This window comes from Pseudomonas sp. NBB (assembly GCF_032701105.1).
Classification (GTDB): domain Bacteria; phylum Pseudomonadota; class Gammaproteobacteria; order Pseudomonadales; family Pseudomonadaceae; genus Aquipseudomonas; species Aquipseudomonas asiatica.
In genome coordinates this window covers 2,696,437-2,713,856 of sequence record NZ_CP103994.1, presented here as the reverse complement: position 1 = coordinate 2,713,856, position 17,420 = coordinate 2,696,437, and the positions used below count along the sequence as shown (strand labels likewise).

The 17,420-nt window shown below is 51.9% G+C and carries 15 protein-coding genes; 5 read left to right on the top strand and 10 right to left on the bottom strand.

Features of this window, described 5'->3' with window-relative positions:
• Positions 1 to 4: 4 nt before the first annotated feature.
• Complete coding sequence (locus NY023_RS12595; RefSeq protein WP_038409457.1) at positions 5 to 394, top strand: RidA family protein; 390 nt, start codon at positions 5 to 7, stop codon at positions 392 to 394.
• Entirely contained in the window at positions 391 to 1,020 is a 630-nt protein-coding gene (locus NY023_RS12590; protein WP_013972351.1) for an RraA family protein, read from the top strand. Before NY023_RS12595 ends, NY023_RS12590 begins: the two co-directional genes overlap by 4 nt.
• 277 nt (positions 1,021 to 1,297) lie before the next feature.
• On the opposite strand, the gene NY023_RS12585 is transcribed toward NY023_RS12590, so the two are convergent.
• The 3 genes from NY023_RS12585 to NY023_RS12575 all read right to left on the bottom strand — a co-directional run bounded on the left by NY023_RS12585 (position 1,298) and on the right by NY023_RS12575 (position 5,753).
• Positions 1,298 to 2,602: an aspartate aminotransferase family protein gene (locus NY023_RS12585; protein ID WP_038409455.1), complete on the bottom strand. Its 1,305-nt coding sequence runs from the start codon at positions 2,600 to 2,602 to the stop codon at positions 1,298 to 1,300.
• 243 nt (positions 2,603 to 2,845) lie between these two features.
• Positions 2,846 to 4,342, bottom strand: a complete 1,497-nt coding sequence (locus NY023_RS12580; RefSeq protein ID WP_038409454.1) for a CoA-acylating methylmalonate-semialdehyde dehydrogenase — start codon at positions 4,340 to 4,342, stop codon at positions 2,846 to 2,848.
• 64 nt (positions 4,343 to 4,406) lie between these two features.
• Positions 4,407 to 5,753 carry an aspartate aminotransferase family protein gene (locus NY023_RS12575; protein ID WP_013972348.1) on the bottom strand — a complete coding sequence of 449 codons (1,347 nt, stop codon included), beginning with the start codon at positions 5,751 to 5,753 and terminating at the stop codon, positions 4,407 to 4,409.
• Between the two features lie 101 nt (positions 5,754 to 5,854).
• On the opposite strand from NY023_RS12575, the gene NY023_RS12570 reads away from it, so the two are divergent.
• The 3 genes from NY023_RS12570 to NY023_RS12560 all read left to right on the top strand — a co-directional run bounded on the left by NY023_RS12570 (position 5,855) and on the right by NY023_RS12560 (position 9,279).
• Positions 5,855 to 6,775, top strand: a complete 921-nt coding sequence (locus NY023_RS12570; RefSeq protein WP_013972347.1) for a LysR family transcriptional regulator — start codon at positions 5,855 to 5,857, stop codon at positions 6,773 to 6,775.
• Positions 6,776 to 7,016: 241 nt separating this feature from the next.
• A protein-coding gene (locus tag NY023_RS12565; protein WP_085982917.1) for an IS5 family transposase occupies positions 7,017 to 7,873 on the top strand; the annotation gives its coding sequence in 2 pieces (ribosomal slippage) (positions 7,017 to 7,358 and positions 7,361 to 7,873; 855 coding nt in all).
• Positions 7,874 to 8,391: 518 nt separating this feature from the next.
• Complete coding sequence (locus NY023_RS12560) at positions 8,392 to 9,279, top strand: LysR family transcriptional regulator (protein WP_080563776.1); 888 nt, start codon at positions 8,392 to 8,394, stop codon at positions 9,277 to 9,279.
• A 132-nt stretch (positions 9,280 to 9,411) separates the two neighbouring features.
• Here the strand turns inward: NY023_RS12560 and NY023_RS12555 are convergent, their stop codons facing one another.
• The 7 genes from NY023_RS12555 to NY023_RS12525 form a co-directional block, all read right to left on the bottom strand.
• Positions 9,412 to 10,248: an ABC transporter permease gene (locus NY023_RS12555; RefSeq protein WP_044047000.1), complete on the bottom strand. Its 837-nt coding sequence runs from the start codon at positions 10,246 to 10,248 to the stop codon at positions 9,412 to 9,414.
• 2 nt (positions 10,249 to 10,250) lie between these two features.
• A complete protein-coding gene (locus tag NY023_RS12550) occupies positions 10,251 to 11,537 on the bottom strand; it encodes an ABC transporter permease (RefSeq protein ID WP_013972344.1) in 1,287 nt (428 codons plus the stop codon).
• Positions 11,522 to 12,577 (bottom strand): polyamine ABC transporter substrate-binding protein, encoded by a 1,056-nt coding sequence (locus tag NY023_RS12545; RefSeq protein WP_038409451.1) that lies wholly within the window; start codon positions 12,575 to 12,577, stop codon positions 11,522 to 11,524. The genes NY023_RS12550 and NY023_RS12545 overlap by 16 nt, the downstream gene beginning before the upstream one ends.
• Before the next feature lie 69 nt (positions 12,578 to 12,646).
• Positions 12,647 to 13,732, bottom strand: a complete 1,086-nt coding sequence (locus tag NY023_RS12540) for an ABC transporter ATP-binding protein (RefSeq protein WP_080563775.1) — start codon at positions 13,730 to 13,732, stop codon at positions 12,647 to 12,649.
• 95 nt (positions 13,733 to 13,827) lie between these two features.
• Positions 13,828 to 15,006, bottom strand: coding sequence for an acyl-CoA dehydrogenase family protein (locus tag NY023_RS12535; RefSeq protein WP_013972341.1), 1,179 nt, complete (start codon positions 15,004 to 15,006; stop codon positions 13,828 to 13,830).
• Between the two features lie 62 nt (positions 15,007 to 15,068).
• On the bottom strand, positions 15,069 to 16,406 hold the full coding sequence (locus NY023_RS12530) for a phenylacetate--CoA ligase family protein (protein ID WP_038409449.1): 1,338 nt from the start codon (positions 16,404 to 16,406) through the stop codon (positions 15,069 to 15,071).
• A 13-nt stretch (positions 16,407 to 16,419) separates the two neighbouring features.
• Positions 16,420 to 17,412, bottom strand: a complete 993-nt coding sequence (locus NY023_RS12525; protein WP_013972339.1) for an MDR family oxidoreductase — start codon at positions 17,410 to 17,412, stop codon at positions 16,420 to 16,422.
• Positions 17,413 to 17,420: the final 8 nt, after the last annotated feature.

Sequence of the window (17,420 nt, the reverse complement as noted above, 5' to 3'; positions counted from 1 at the left end):
CTCAATGAAACGCATCCACAGCGCCCCTGGCACCATCAGCCCAGTAGGCCCGTATTCTCAAGCCGTGGTCAGCGGCCACCTGGTGTTCACCGCCGGCCAGATCCCATCGCTGGGCAGCCTGGAAGAGCAGCCCGACAATTTCAAAGACCAGGTCAGGCAGACGTTCGCGAACCTGGCCGCGATCCTCGAAGCGGCGGGCTCCAGCCTTTCCCACATCGTCAAGGTCAACGCCTACCTGACAGACCCCGATCAACTGGTGCCCTTCAACGAGGCATACAAGGAAATCCTCGGCCATGCACCACCCGCTCGTACAACCGTCTGCGTGCAGCTGTGGGGCGTGAGCTTGGAAATCGACTGTGTGGCCGAGCTGATTGACATGGAGGTAGGGAAATGAACGACGACCTGATCGCAAAACTACAGAAGGTGAGCTTCGCCACGCTGGGCCACTTCCTCGAGCGCGGGTTCGTCAGCCATGAAGTCCGCGCAATGGTGCCTGGCGGTCGCATTATTGGGCGCGCCGTGACGCTTCGCCTGGCCGAGCCCGATGCCATCGCCGTCAACCGCGCCCTTATCGCCCTTCAGCCAGGCGATGTCCTGGTGATCGACATGGCGGGTGACCATGCCCACGCTTGTGTCGGGGCGGTCACGCAGTTTGCGGCTCGCTGCGCGGGTGCCGCCGGCATCATCGTCGACGGCGTAGTAACCGACATCAACGAACTGCGTACCTGCCAGTTGCCGGTGTTCGCTCGTGGCACCACTCAGCTGACGACCAAGCTGATCGGCGGCCAAACAAGTCAGGTGAACGTGCCCGTGAATTGCGCTGGAGTAGAGGTGCACCCCGAAGATTTTGTCCTGGCCGATGACAACGGCATCTTGATCTTGCCGGCACAAGAACTCACAACGGTGATCGACAAAGCGTTGCAATCGGACCTTTACGAGCCTGAGTTGATGGCGCGATTACTCAGTGGCGAACCGCTGCCGGAAGTACTGACCATACGCGCTCAAGCCAGCCAACCCTAAGAAAGCAAACTAATAAACTGTTCTACCGCCCCACAAAAACTGGGTATCCAATAAAAATGTTTAGCAACCAAAACACGACACAAATAAATCAGCTTCCATTAAGCCCAAGACTCGCAGCCCACACATCTAAACCTGGCTGAAAACTTGACTTAAACCTCAATCGTAATAGTTTACGCCTACATAGAAAAATAATACGGGGGAAAAATTTGTAGTGAGATCTGCCTCCAAGCGCTGCAAAATCTGCAGCGCCTTCCTGCACCTAATTATATCGATCGTATCAGCCCAACACCGCTTCAATCACTTCGTCGAGAATTGCAATACCCGCTTCCACCTCTTCAGCGCTGACTATGCAAGGCGGTACCACATGGATGCGATTCTCGACAACAAACGGCAGTAGTCCACGTTCGATGAGCTTGGATTTCAACAACTGCATCTTGCCTGCGGCAAGCGGCGCCCGAGTTTCCCTATCTTCGACAAATTCCATAGCCCAGAAGACGCCAGCACCACGTACCTGACCAATGACTGAATGACGTTTCTGGAGCTCCCTTAGACGTGGGCCCAGGCAGTTAATCCCAATATCTAGCGCATTCTCTACGACACGCTCTTTACGCATAGCGTCAATTGCAGCGACAATCGAGGCCATAGCAAGCGGATGCCCAGAGTAAGTCAAACCACCTGGGAAGAAATGAGTATCAAAGTAAGCACTGAGTCTCTCCGAAATCACCACGCCACCAACAGGTACATAGCCCGAGTTCACGCCCTTGGCAAAAGTGATCAGATCAGGCACCACGCCATAATGCTCTAGAGCGAACCACTTGCCGGTCCTACCGAAACCAGACATGACTTCGTCGAGAATGAGCAGGATCCCAAACTCATCCGCCAACTGGCGAACGCCCTGGATATAAGAGGCAGATGGCATCAGGATACCGGCAGTACCAGGCAGGCTTTCGAGCAGAATAGCTGCAATCGAGTTTGAACCTTCACTCTCGATGACCCGACGAAGATGGCGCAACGCGCGTTCTGTTTCTTCGAGCTCAGTCTGAGCACTAAACTCGCTGCGATACAGATAGGGCGTAAAGAAATGTACGTGACCACGTGCATATTCATTCGGCACACGACGCGGATCACCAGTGGCGACAATCGCAGAGCCAGTATTGCCATGGTACGACCGGTAAGACGACAGCACCTTATCTCGCCCGGTGAAAATCCTTGCCATACGAATCGCGTTTTCGTTCGCGTCAGCACCGCCGTTAGTAAAGAAAACTTTCTTGAAGCCCTTCGGTGCCTGCTCGATGATCCGCTTGGCGGCTTCGCCTCGCATCAAGTTAGCTGTCGCTGGAGCGATAGTGGCCAGCGTAGCTGCTTGCTCTTGAATCGCAGCGATGACAGCAGGATGCTGGTGACCCAAGTTGGTATTGACTAGCTGGCTAGAAAAATCCAGATAACGTTTTCCGTCGTAATCCCATACTGTGCACCCTTCCCCTCCTGCGATAACCAGAGGATTGAGCAAACCTTGAGTCGACCATGAGTGAAACACATATTCGCGATCAAGACCTTTAACGTATTCGTTTGTAATTGCCATGATTATCAAAGACCTCTTTATTAGCCAATAACTGAAACTTCATCCAGAGCTTGCAGAGAAAATGCTTGCGCGAGTTTGAAAAGAAATGCCACCAGTGAGATGGTGGCGAGGTCTCCAGCATGCGCTTTCGACAAGTGGTGAGAAATCGAATTCTTTACATACGTGATTTTCCTGCCACAGCGGCATCGACTCTTACAGCTACTTAAGGGTCGATGACGCTGCCGCCTGAGCAGAGATAGTTAGTTAACTATTGCTCGGGAATGCGAACTGCGCAGCTTCATGGCTAGTGCGCTTCGGCCAACGCTGGGTGATGGCTTTCTTGCGGGTGTAAAATCGGACGCCATCAGGACCATAAGCATGTAGATCCCCAAACAGCGAACGCTTCCAGCCGCCAAAACTGTGGTAGCTCACTGGCACTGGCAGCGGTACGTTGACACCAACCATCCCCACTTCGATCTCGTCGCAGAACAGACGTGCTGACTCGCCGTCACGGGTGAAGATGCAGGTGCCATTGCCGTACTCGTGGTCGTTGATCAGCTTGATCGCTTCTTCCAGGCTGTTCACGCGAACTACGCACAGCACTGGGCCAAAGATCTCTTCCTTATAGATACGCATCTCTGGAGTGACGTGGTCGAACAAGGTGCCACCGACGAAGAAGCCATCCTCATTGCCACGAACCATGAAGCCACGACCATCCACGACGACCTTGGCACCTGCAGCAACACCGTCATCGATATAACCCAGCACCTTGTCACGGGCGGCAGCGGTGACAAGCGGGCCCATGTCCAATCCGGTTTCTGTACCGGCGCCAATCTTCAGCGCTTTGATTTGCGGCTCCAGCTTCGCAATCAACGCATCGGCCACTTGGTCACCAACGCATACCGACACAGAGATAGCCATGCAGCGTTCGCCGCATGAACCGTAGGCAGCGCCCATCAACGCGCTGACGGCATTGTCCAGTTCCGCATCCGGCATCAGTACCGCGTGGTTCTTCGCGCCGCCCAGGGCCTGGACCCGCTTGCCACGCTTAGTGCCCTCAGAATAAATGTACTCAGCGATCGGAGTCGAACCAACAAAGCTCAATGCTTTCACTTCCGGCGCTTCGATCAGAGCATCCACAGCTTCCTTGTCGCCATGCACCACATTTAGCACGCCTTTAGGCAGGCCAGCTTCGTGAAGCAGTTCGGCAATCAGCAGCGTGGAGCTCGGGTCACGCTCTGACGGTTTGAGAATGAAGCAATTGCCGCAGGCGATAGCAAGCGGGTACATCCACAGTGGCACCATGGCCGGGAAGTTGAAAGGGGTAATGCCGGCGACAACGCCGATTGGCTGTAGATCACTCCAGGCGTCAATATTTGGACCGACGTTGCGACTGTAATCACCCTTGAGCAACTCTGGGGCAGCTGACGCGAACTCTACGTTGTCAATACCACGCTTAAGCTCGCCGACGGCATCTTCGATAGTCTTACCGTGCTCTTCACTGATGAGCTTGGCGATACGAAGCTCATTAGCCTCCAGCAGTTGTTTGAAGCGGAACATCACTTGAGCACGCTTAGCTGGAGGAGTGTTGCGCCAAGCAGGAAAAGCAGCTTGAGCAGATTCGATGGCCTTCTGCACCGTGGCACGACTTGCCAAACCAAGCTTGTGAATCGCTTGACCGGTGGAAGGGTTGAATACGTCAGTGGTGCGAGCATCGTCTGCGACGTGTTCACCATGGATCAAGTGCTTAATACTGGTCATCTTCTTTCCTCAAAGCATTATCTAAAGCTGCGGATTGATATGAAGTTCAAAGGCGGTGAGCCGATCAGCTGATACCCTGCAGTACCTCCCCGACGGCATCGAACAGGCGATCCAGATCCTGGATTTTTGTGTTGAAAGTTGGGCCGAACTGAAGGGTGTCACCACCGAAGCGGACATAGAAACCGGCCTTCCAAAGCGCCATGCCGGCCTCAAAGGGGCGGACCATGCCATCGCCGTCACGAGGTGCGATCTGCAGCGCACCAGCCAACCCGCAATTGCGTATATCGACGATGTGCTTCGCACCTTTGAGGCCGTGTATGGCATTTTCAAAGTGAGGAGCCAGCTCCGCGGATTGCTGAATAAGGTGTTCCTTCTCTAACAGTTCCAGGTTGGCTAACGCGGCTGCACAAGCGACTGGATGGGCAGAGTAGGTATAACCATGGGCGAATTCGACCGCATATTCAGGTGCGGCCTGGTACATGAACGCATCATAAATTCTGCTGCTGGCAATCACTGCCCCCATTGGGATGGCACCGTTGGTGATCTGCTTCGCGACGTTCATCAGGTCTGGAGTGACTCCGAAGTAATCGGCACCGGTGACGGTGCCCATCCGGCCGAAAGCAGTGATAACTTCGTCAAAGATCAGCAGTATGTCGTGCTGGTTGCAGATTTCACGCAGTCGCTCCAGATATCCTTGAGGTGGCACTAACACCCCTGCCGAACCGGACATAGGCTCGACGATGACTGCCGCGATGTTCGAGGCGTCGTGGAGTTCAATCAGTTTCAGCAGCTCGTTGGCCAGAGCTACACCGCCAGTCTCAGCAGCGCCCTTGGTGAATGCCAGGTCGGGTTGCAGGGTGTGCGACAGGTGGTCGACATCCATCAGTTGCCCGAACATCTTGCGGTTGCCGCCGATGCCGCCCAACGAAGTACCTGCGACGTTCACACCATGATAGCCACGAGCCCTTCCAATGAGCTTTGTTTTTTGGGGCTTACCATTCAGCCTCCAGTAGGCTCGCGCCATTTTGATGGCGGTATCGGCACACTCAGAGCCGGATCCGGTGAAGAAAACATGATTGAGATCACCCGGCATCATGCCGGCAAGCTTCTCTGACAGCTTGAACGACAGCGGATGGCCGTACTGAAAAGCCGGGGAATAGTCCAAGGTCATAAGCTGCTGTGCTACAGCAGTGGCAATTTCCTGACGTGAATGGCCCGCTCCGCAGGTCCACAAACCGGATAGGCTGTCGAAGACCTTGCGCCCATGCTCGTCGATTAACCAGTTGCCTTTGGCGCCAACGATAAAGCGGGGGTCCTTGCGGAAATTACGGTTCGAGGAGAACGGCATCCAGTGGGACTCAAGCTTAAGTTCGCTGGCCAGGGGGGTTCTTGTCTGCACGGCCTGATTCATGGCGGTGATCCTGAGCTGGGTTAATGAGGTCTAGCTTGAACCCAATCGTCATATGCGTTAAATCTGAACTTCCTTTAATTCGGTTATCGGAAAACTCACGCATGAGCCCGAAAAAAAACCTTCACCAGGTGAGTGATTTCGACCTGAGATTGCTGCGCATATTCAAAACCGTAGCCGAGTGCGGCAGCTTCTCCGGCGCAGAGAGCGCGCTGGGAATTACCCGCTCGGCCATCAGCTTGCACATGGGCGATCTGGAGAAACGGCTGGGCATGCGTTTGTGTCAACGCGGTCGGGCTGGCTTTGCGTTGACCGATGAAGGCCGGGAGGTACTGCGTGCCAGCGAAACCGTACTCGTAGCCATTGAGGGGTTTCGAACTGAGGTGAACCAGATGCACCAGCAACTGCGTGGCGACCTGAACGTGGCTATCGTCAATAACCTAGTCACGCAGCCTAGAATGCGCATAACCAACGCCCTTAAGGCGGTGCGAGCTGAAGGCAGCGGTGTGCGGATCAATCTTAGTATGAGCACACCGGGAGAAATCGAACGCGGCCTGCTGGATGGCCGATTACACGTTGGTGCCGTGCCACTCATTACTCCTTTGTCGGGCCTGGACTACAGCCTGCTGTATGAAGAGCGGTCTAGCTTGTACTGCAGCCATGAGCACCCGCTCTACAAGCATCCGACCTCAGTGACAGTGGAACAACTATCGCAGGCAGATGCAGTCATACCCGCCTACCGAATGCCAGCCGAAGCTATTGGCCTACACCAACGGCTCAGTTTGGCTGCGACAGCAACTGACCGAGAAGGTATCGCTTTTTTGATTTTGACAGGTACATACATTGGGTTCCTACCTGACCATTATGCCGCAGCATGGGTGGAAAAAGGCCTAATGACCGCCCTAGACCCTGGCAAGCTCTATTTTGACTCGAAGATCGCCATCGCCACGCGAAAAGGGCGCAGACAAAATCTGATACTCGAACGCTTTTTAAAGGAGTTGCAACTCAACGTAAACGGCGACTGACCCTTTTTGCGACGCATTCTCGAACAACCTATCACCATTTATAACAAATTCCTAATATGCATTAGCCGCATGACAACTGAGCGACAAACAGAGTTGACGGGCACCAAAAAAATTCGATAGTCAATGCATAAACCCTATATCAATACTAGGTTCTGTACGAAATCCCGAGAAACTGAATCGACGCCCCTCGGAAGCTGAAATTCTGTAGGGTTCCCCGCCATCTACGGAAAGGAATTCTGTGATGGCGAAGCGTTACGAACTCTCGGATGAGGCCTGGATTGTGGTTGCTGATCTCTTCACCGAAACACATGGCCGGGGGCGGCCCCGCCTGAGCGACCGCCTGATGCTCGACGGCGTGCTCTGGGTGCTTTGCTCGGGTGCTGCGTGGCGAGATATGCCTGAGCGCTTTGGGCCGTGGTCAACGGTGTATCAACGCTTTCGGGGTTGGCGAAACCAGGGGACATTCGATCAGATGCTCAAACGCTTGCACCTGAGATTGAATGAGCAAGGCTTGATCGATTTGCAAACCTGGATGATCGACTCAACTGCTGTGCGCGCAACCCGAGCCTCTTCCGGCGCCGGGAAAAAAGGGGGCCTGACGAGCCTGCCGATCACGCTCTAGGCCGCAGTCGCGGTGGCCTGACAACCAAGATTCACATGCTCTGCGACGCCAACGGGACACCGTTGCGCTTCCTCCTCTCTGGCGGTCAAGCCAGTGACATCAGCTACGCGCAACCACTGCTGGACGAAGTCAGCATTCCATCGGCCCAACGTGGCCGCCCGCGTAAACGCTGCAAGTGGTTGCTTGCAGACAAGGGCTACGACGCTGAAGCGCTGCGCCGCTACTGCGACCAATATCGAATGCAACCCGTCATCCCGATGCGCTCGATGAAGCGCAAGCCCAAGCCTGGCTTACCCAGACTGTTTGATCGGCCCAAGTATCGGCAGCGCAACGTCATCGAGCGCATGTTTGGCTGGCTGAAAGAGAACCGTCGGATCGTGACACGCTTTGACAAGCTCGCGAAAAGCTATGCCGCCATGGTCTCGCTGGCTTGTTCCATGCGGTGTTTGCGACATCTCTTTTCGTACAGAGCCTAATGCTACCCTACGCGAACGAGCCTGCAGGGAAATCCTTGCCCCATCAAACTCGCAAGCTTAGCTAACCAAGCGAGATGCACCCTAGAACTGCTCAACAATATCAAGTAATCCACGAGGTTAGCCACATTATCGAGCAGCAATGGATAAAAGTAGCACCATGCTGCCTTCAGATAGCCAAATGCGCACCAAAAGAGGTCAGAATGGTTTGCAAAATGCTATCAAAATCATAAGAGTGATCTTTTCACGCTATCAAGCAAAGGACCACCTGATGTTACAAGTTATTGTGCGATACGATTAATCACCCGATAATGTGGGAAGATCCGTAACGTTTTGATCGCGACTCACAGTCAAGCGGCAGGCATGAATACTACGCGCAGAAACGAGCAGCAAGATACCCCAAACATCTATCAATGCCGCATCCTTGAGCGGCCATTCGTTATTACAAAAGAAATCTTCAAGCAACCATTAAAGGCACAGAACTTGCTTAAGCATTTACTTCGCTCATGGTGTAGGTGTCTATGAACAGAAAGCTTCCATCGCTTTTGGCAGTACGATATTTTGAGTCCGTCGGACGTCATCTAAGCTTTACGCTGGCGGCCCATGAATTGAATGTCACTCAAGCTGCAGTTAGCCATCAAGTAAAACAGCTAGAAGAAAAAATAGGTGTCTCGCTACTTACACGGCTACACCAGCGAGTGGAACTAACCCCAGAAGGAGAAGAGCTACTTAAAACAAGCATAGAATGTCTAGACATGCTAGCTGGAACTTTCGACAAAATAACTTCCAGCAAGTCAAATCGAAAAATCGTGCTGAGCGTTACCCCATTACTTTCTGCACACTGGCTACTACCCAGGCTGAATAGGTATCTTGCTGATCACACCAGCGCCGATATCGTGTTGCACAACTCACTAAAAACCCCAACAAAGGACACAGACGATTTTGACCTAAAAATATTCTATTCTGCCGATCAACTGCATGATAGCAACTACGAACCACTTTTGACTGACGAATTATTACCCACCTGCAACGCTTCTTTGACTCATGGCGTTACCTCTCTTGCCCTCAGCGAATTTTCAAAATTTAACCTTGTACATGAGTTCGACCATAGCTGGTGGGAGGCATGGTGTAGGTTAGCAAACATTGATCCAAGCTTAGCTCATCGCGGAATGGTTGTTGATGACCCAGTTGTTCTTGAGAAAGCCGCACTAGTTGGTCACGGGCTAGTTCTCGGATCCGCCTCATTCATGAGGGAAAAAATTGAATCTGGAGAGTTAATCACCCCATTTGGGGACTTTCCTACTTTCAAGATCTACTATTACCTGTACACAAAGCCTACCGCAAGAGAAAAATCCATCAGCGACTTCAGGGAATGGATAATATCGGAATTCCAACAATCGGCAAAATAATAAAGTCATACGCAAAAAGGCGGCAAGCACAAATATGCATCCGCTGCATATCTGCACTTGCCGCCGTCCCAGAAAAAGGTCACCGCAACTAAAGGCTCTGGAGCAACAAAAGAATAATTATTCAGCGCTGAATCAAATTACCTCACTAGCGAATTTTGCCGACCGCCTTGCTGCACGACCTCTCAGCCACTGCACGGTAAGTTGAAGCAAAATCGAGAAAGCCACAACGCACGTTGCCACAGCCAAGATAGTTGGAGTAATTTGCTGCTTGATACCTGACCACATTTCTCGGGGCAGCGTGCGCTGCTCAGGGCCCGCCAAGTAAAGAGCAACCACGACCTCTTCTAATGAAGTAACGAACGCAAAGAGTGCGCCAGAAGCAATACCTGGAGCTATCAAAGGCAACATTACCAACCGAAAAGCCCGTAGAGGACTTGCGCCCAAGCTCGCTGCCGCTCGAAGAAGATTATTATCAAAGGAGGCTAACGTTGCCATTACAGTCACCACCACAAACGGGGTACTTAACACCGTGTGTGCAACGACCAGGCCCGTAAGACTGTTGATCAATCCGACATCGGCAAATGCATAATACATCCCCACCGCACTTACAATAACAGGGATGATCATCGGAGAAATCAGGACGGCCATCAATATACTTTTGAATGGACAGTCACGACGGTTCACACCAAGCGCCGCCAAAGTCCCCAACGTACAAGCACAAACAGTCGAAAACACTGCAACTATGAAACTATTGCGCAGAGCCAACTGCCACTCCGGGGAGTTAAAAAACTCCTCATACCAGCGGAACGAGAAACCTGCCAAAGGGTAACTGAAGAACGGTTCCGAATTAAACGAGAGAGGAATAACCGAAAGAATTGGAGCCACTAGAAACACCATGGCTACCCCGCAGAACACCCATACCAGGCATTTTGCTAACCGGCCAAGCACGTAATCATATACTGTGTTCATAATCAACCCATCTTCAATTTTTCGATGCCAACTATGCGAGCATAGAGAAAATAAAGCACAAGCACGGAGATGACTAGGACTAGACTCAGAGCTGCAGCCATACCCCAGTTTATCGTTCCGCTTGTAAACTGATTGATATATCCAGCAATCATTTGATCGCTAGGCCCGCCAACTAACGCAGGGGTAATGTAGTACCCCAGGGCCAAGATGAACACCAACAAACAACCTGCACTCACACCTGGGAGTGAAAGAGGCAGATAGACCCTGAGGAACGCCTTAAATGGTGGAGCCCCCAAAGACAAAGCTGCCCTCATGTAATTCGGCGACATCGACCTCATTGCGCTATAAATCGGCAAGACCATGAACGGTAAGAGCGTATGCACCATCGCAATAAGTACACCTACCCGATTATGCACAAGTTCTAGCGGCTCTGAGGGAGATATAATTCCTATTAATGCAAAGAACGAGTTCAATACTCCATTACTCTGCAATACAACAAGCCAGGAAGTATTCCTCACCAACAGTGGAGTCCAGAAAGACAGTAGGACCATGAGCAAAATAAAATTAGCACCACGCGGAGTCGCTTTGCTAATTATATATGCTAGCGGGTATGCCACAAGCAGGCATATCATGGTAGTCAGGAAGCTAATATAGAACGTTCTATAGAGCACCTCGCGATACACCGAACTTTCAGGGGATGCGGCAACAATGTCACCCACTGCATTACGTTTCAGGTCTAAAGCTGCAAGCAGGTAGAAGTCAGTAAAGCGAGGTAACGCCTGCTTAACAGCCCCCCAGGTCTCTACATTCCCCCACGCTGCATTTGCGCTCGGTAGATAATCAAGCGCGTTTCCTGAAGGATTCGCTCGCGCAGACCTTGCAGCCGCCATAACGGCAGTTCTCAAGCCTGATTTATGATAATTGAGCGTTTTGGCAACAAGCGCGACCTGCTCGGGCTTTCCTGCCCTCAGATCCTCAGCAAGCGCTTCAAAAAGAGCAGAATCGGGAGGAGTCTCCCCTCCCCAACTCGCAATGGCCGCTGAGGTCCTAGGCATGATCTCTGCCACTTCCCTATTATCAACACTCCGCGCGAGGAGCAAAACAATGGGAATCAAGAACGCGAAAATCAGTAACAACAAGAGAGGTGCAACTAATGGAAGAGCCATAATTTGGCGCTGCAATTTGGCTCGGCGTATTTTGGCCTCTAGGTCTGCCAGACTGCCCTGATTGGAGACCGCCACGGCCTGGTCTCCCTTCACAGCGGGCAACTCCATCATTTCGCTAGCCATTTGTTAAACCGCTCAGTCAATTCTTGTTCGTGATCAGCCCAGAATTCAGCCGAGAGAGTAAACGAATTCGTCATATTCTCGGGGGCATTCGGCAAGTCATTGACAATGCCAGGTTTCACGAAAGGCATGGCACTTGGAATAGCGGGCCCATAAGCAATGTAATCGGAGAGGCCAGCAGCTACCTTAGGCGTTGTTGTAAATTGAAGAAACTTTTCTGCAGCGGCCAGGTTTTTTGCGCCCTTAGGGATTACCCAGATATCGAAGTCGAGAGCTTGACCATCTCGTACGATCTGAAGGTTCTTTCCGTATTCCTTAATTGCGGCTTGGATACGACCGTCATAAGAAATAGCCATTGAGACCTCACCATCTGCCAACAGCTGAGGCGGCTGGGCTCCGGCTGTCCACCACACTTTGATGCTGGGCTTGATACTATCAAGCTTTTTGAATGCTCGATTCACGCCCTCTTCGGTCGCGAGAACCTTGTACACTTCACTTGGCTTAACACCATCGCCAATAAGGGCGAATTCCATGGTGTACTTCGGCCCTTTGTATAGCGCCCTTGGGCCTGGGTATTTGTTAACATCAAAAAAGTCTGCCATCGTGGTTGGGCCACCACCAGGATATTTGTCTTTATTGTAAGCAAAGACGATACCATAGTTATCAATTGCGACACCGCACTCCATTGCGGCGCCTGGCATGAATTTTTCCTTGCCACCGAGCTTGGAATAATCAATTTTCTCCAGCCAGCCTTCTTCACAACCTTGCAGTGCCACGTTGGTTGTGGATGACACAAGATCCCAAGTAACTTGCTGGGTGTCCACCATCGCTTGGATACGCGCGGTTGAACCATCCCACTGATCTTCACGAATTTTTATATCTGAGTTTTTACCGAAGGGCTCAAAAAATGCCTTCTGCATTGCAGTGGTATAAGACCCGCCCCATGTTGTAATAGTGACCACATCACTTGCCGCATGTGCTTGCGAAAGGTTAATGGCCATAGCCAGGGAGGCTGCGAACGCAACTTTAGTAGATCTGCTCATTTATTTTTCCTCTTTTCAATCTTCGTGCAGCTTGTTAAGGGAAATTTCTATTTGTCGAACAGGCAGTTTCTATACAGCAAGGGCGCGGCAATCCTCAGGACGCCAGCCGACAGTTACTTCTGAATTAAGCTGCAACGGAAGCGCGGACGCACCACTCTTCAGTTTCAGCATAATATTATTATTGCCACACCCTTGAGCCAAAAGGCGAATGTGGTCACCGTGATAAATCACGTCTTTCACAACAACCTTGGCCAAATTCAGGCCAATATTTTCAGCCGGTGCTAGCTCGATACATTCCGGTCGAAGGGACAGAGACACACGATCCCCAGTGGACAGATTAGATGTGGAGGTAGCAAAGATCGTTACTCCATCATCAGTTAGAGTTCTACATATAGCACCGCTGCGATCAAGAACCCTGGCTTGAATTGAGTTATTCTCACCAATAAATTGAGCAACGAAAGCAGTGGACGGAGATTCGTATATTTCACGCGGAGGAGCCAGTTGCTGCAGTACGCCATCATGGAATACACCAACTCGATCCGACATGGTCAGTGCTTCATCCTGATCGTGAGTAACAAAAACAATCGTTACTCCCAAGCGTGCATGCAATTGCTTGATCTCGACCTGCATGTGCTCACGCAACTGCTTATCCAGCGCCCCCAAGGGCTCGTCCATCAAGACCAATTGTGGTTCGAAAACAAGTGCTCGAGCGAGCGCCACACGCTGTTGCTGGCCACCCGAGAGCTGAGATGGCATACGATCGATCAGGTCGCCCAGGCGAACGTTTTCTAGTGCTTTCTTAGCCGCGCTCAATGCATCACGAGAATTAACACCGCGCATCTTCAAGGGGAAAGCAATATTCTCGCCTATCGACATGTGTGGGAAAAGTGCGTAGTTCTGAAATACCACTCCAATTCCACGACGATGAGGCGACATCTTATCGATGCGTTTTCCATCTAGATAAATAGCCCCACTGGTTGGGTTTTCAAAACCAGCGAGCATCATGAGTGATGTAGTCTTTCCTGAGCCAGAAGGCCCGAGCAAGGTGAGGAATTCACCCTTTTGAACGCTCAAGTTTAGATCACGAACCACGAAATTCTGGCCGTCGTATGTTTTCTTGACCGACTCGAATTCAATAAAGCTTCTACTCTCCATTTCTAACTCCGCATTCTTTTTATAGATGTGTTCTGTGAACACATCAACGAGCTACCACGGTAAGCTTCGCGCAATTTGGATCATGAACACGCTAGTCAGTCGTTGCTAATTGGCGAAGCAAGATTGAGACCGCGCTTCTGCAAATCACGCGCGATCAGCCACTTTTGAATTTCGTTGGTGCCCTCGAAGATCTGAAGTGCCTTGCTATCTCGAATAAGCCGCTCGATCGGATAACTTTTGGTAAGACCGTAGCCACCGAGGACTTGAGCGGCATCAATTGCTGCTCGCATTGAAAGATCAGAACATTTGACCTTTGCAATGGCAGCGTAAACGCTGCACTTTTCGAGATCACCACTTTCGAGCAACTCTACTGACTTGGCCACAACCTCTTGCGCGCAGGCCAGTTCGATCAGCAATTCTGAAAGCAGGAAGCCAAGGCCCTGATGCTCAATGATTGGCTTACCAAACTGAATTCGCTCTCTAGCATAATTTACCGCAATTTCAATCGACTTGTTTGCCGCACCCAAGGCTACAGCTGCGATCTGGATACGGGACTCATCCAGTGTCGACATGGCAAGCTTGAACCCCTCTCCTTCTTGTCCCAGCAGAGCGCTTGCTGGTACACGCACTCCGCTGAAGGAAACCTCGGCAGTTGGGCTGGCCCGGGTACCCAGGAGCTCTTCTGCCTTGCCAACTTCAAGCCCAGGCGTATTGCGAGGCACCAGGAAAGCACTAATCCCTCGATGGCCTGCAGTGAAGTCTGTTTTTGCAAAAACCACAAAGAGATCCGCGACGGTGGCGCTGGTAATCCACATTTTGCGACCGGTGATCACATACTCATCACCATCCCGCACTGCTTTAGTCCGAATGGCGGCAACGTCCGAGCCACCAGAAGGTTCAGAGAGACAGAACGCCGGAACGATTTCCCCAGATATAATCTGGGGAACGTACTCTCTTTTCTGCGCCTCTGACCCTTTGGCCAGAATCGGTGCGGCACAATCGCTGCAGTTAGCAATGCTCACCGCAAACGAAACACTCTCTGCGGCAATCGCTTGAAGCAACTGCACCATCGTTACCGCGCCATCATCGAATCCGCCGTATTCCTCTGGGCAACACAGGCCCAGGGCTCCCAGCTCTGCAATTTCTCGATAGAGCGCTAATGGAAACTCACCCTTCTCATCGATCTCGTCCGCGATAGGCGCGAGTCGATCAGCAATAAAACGAGCTACAGGGCCTTCTAAGAAGGCTTTTCGATCAGCGCTGCTGAGAGCCATGACAAATTCCTTAGATATTTATAATACTTAGTAACCGGCGCGGTAACACTTCAGGGAGCAAACTAATCGCGATTACGCAGGTCTTTCCAGCGGCGAGCCTTGTAATCGCTTACCTCGATAAAGTCTACGAAAGCCACATTAAAGTTTATCCCCAGCCGCTCCTTGAAGAGTGACCTGATGCGGGCTCCGCCATCAGAGGGCATGACAGCAACCGAGTCCCGACATTGAATATTTACAAGCACCTGATCCGTAAAATCTGCGGTCGAACTCAAGATCACTTCATACTGCTCAACTTCAGGAAGCGAGAACAAAATGTCATCTACTGCCTGGGGATACACATTGATCCCTTTGATTTTCTTTACATCGTCAATGCGAGTAATCGATCCCACTTGGATGCCACTGAATTGGCGCTGAACCCCACCCATACCGCCTTTGCGGAAGATGCCGCCATCCTTAAGCCTATTCCGTATGACCGGGTTATCAAAGTGATAGAGGCTCGTAACCACCAGTTCACCAAACTCGCCATCCGCAACGGGCAGGCCGGTGTTGACATCAAGCACTTCCAAATAAACAAACGGATCCGTATTAACCAAAACGCCTGGATCAGACGGAGTGCCTACACCGCGCTCATCGGTGAACATGAAGTCCGCCCGCATCTGAGCGCAACCGAAACGATCTGCCGCTCGGGCGCCCCACTGATCCTGCAGACGTTCAAAGAATGAAGGGCCAACACCTTCAAGACCTGTCAGCAGAACCTCAACACCACATTTCTTGGCATCTTCACCCAACTGAGTAGCAAGGTGTGCAAAGTAGGAGGTGCTCCCGAACAGCGACTTAGGCTTGAATCGCTTGATCAGATCGACCTTCTGTTGTGATGCGTAATTGCCGATCGGATAGGTGGTGAGACCATGTGCCACCGCGCCTTGATACTCGGCACGCCCCCCTGCCAGCATCGTGATAGGCAGTGTCAGCATCGTTGAGTCACCAGGTTTCAAGCCTGCCCAGGTCAGATAGTAGCCATACAGCTGCTCCATCACGGCCAATTCACGCATGCTCTGGATATGGACTTCTACGCCTTGGCCGCTAGTGCCACTGGTGGTGTAGATCTCCACACGATCGCCCTCGAAGGACGAGCTGGCCATCCGCTTGCCAAAAGGCGGGAAGCTTAGCTGATCTTCTAGGAAATCGGATTTTTCAACAGTTGGTACATACTTGCGAAAATCCTCAAAACTTTGGATTTTCTGAACATCCACCCCCGCAGCTTCCCACTTTGAACGGTAGAACTCGTTTGTTTCATTCACGTGGATCAACATTGCTTTCAGCTTTTCCAGCTGCAGCTTGTCGAGTTCCGAGCGAGAGAGCGATTCTGTGTTACGGTCGTAAAATCTGGCTGCGCTCATTTCCAATTCACCCTCAGGAGAGATCGTCAGATACAGTCACAACTGACCGACCGCGAACCTTTCCTTCTAGAATGTCTTCACAAACACTGAAAACGTCCGACAGGGAGTAGGTGTTGGTCAGGCTGAGCAGCAGTTCTTTATCCAAAGAACGAAGCAGTTTCCAAGCTTCGATTCGCTTCGCATTGGGAGCATTTACCGAATCAACGCCCAGCAACGCTACACCACGAAGAATAAACGGAGCCACAGTGGCCGGCAGAGGCATACCACCCGCCATGCCGCAAGCAGCGACCGCCCCGCCATACTTGATAGAAGCGAGAACGTTGGCCAGGGTCTGCCCACCAACCACATCAATCGCAGCTGCCCAACGCTCCTTACCGAGAGCCTTGCCAGGGGCTGCGAGTTCGTCGCGGCTAATGATTTCAGCGGCACCCAGTTCGCGCAGATAGCTTTCTTCTTCGGCGCGACCAGTTGATGCGACAACCCGCCAGCCAGCCTTCGCCAGGAGGCTTACAGCAATCGATCCAACTCCGCCGGCAGCGCCAGTAACCAGTACATCACCGGATTCAGGACGAATACCCGCTTGGTTGAGCGCATTTACACAGAGGGCAGCGGTATAACCAGCTGTACCAATCGCCATTGCTTCCCAAGCATTGAAACCTTCAGGCAGTGGAAGTAGCCATTCACCACGAACACGTGCTTTTTCAGCAAACGCACCATGATGAACCTCACCCACACCCCAGCCGTTCAGAATGACTTGCTGCCCCTTGTGCAGGCCTGGGTGAGTGGTCTCCTCGATCACGCCGGCCATGTCGATACCGGGAATGAGAGGGAATCGGCGAACCACAGGGCCCTTACCGGTTACGGCCAAACCATCTTTGTAGTTGATGCTGGAGTGTGACACTCGAATCAGAGTGTCACCTTCCATCAAATCAGCTTCATCAAAGCTGGCGAGACTTGCTTTGTAACCTGCTTCGGATTTATTAACTACTACTGCTTTAAACGCCATGATCAAGT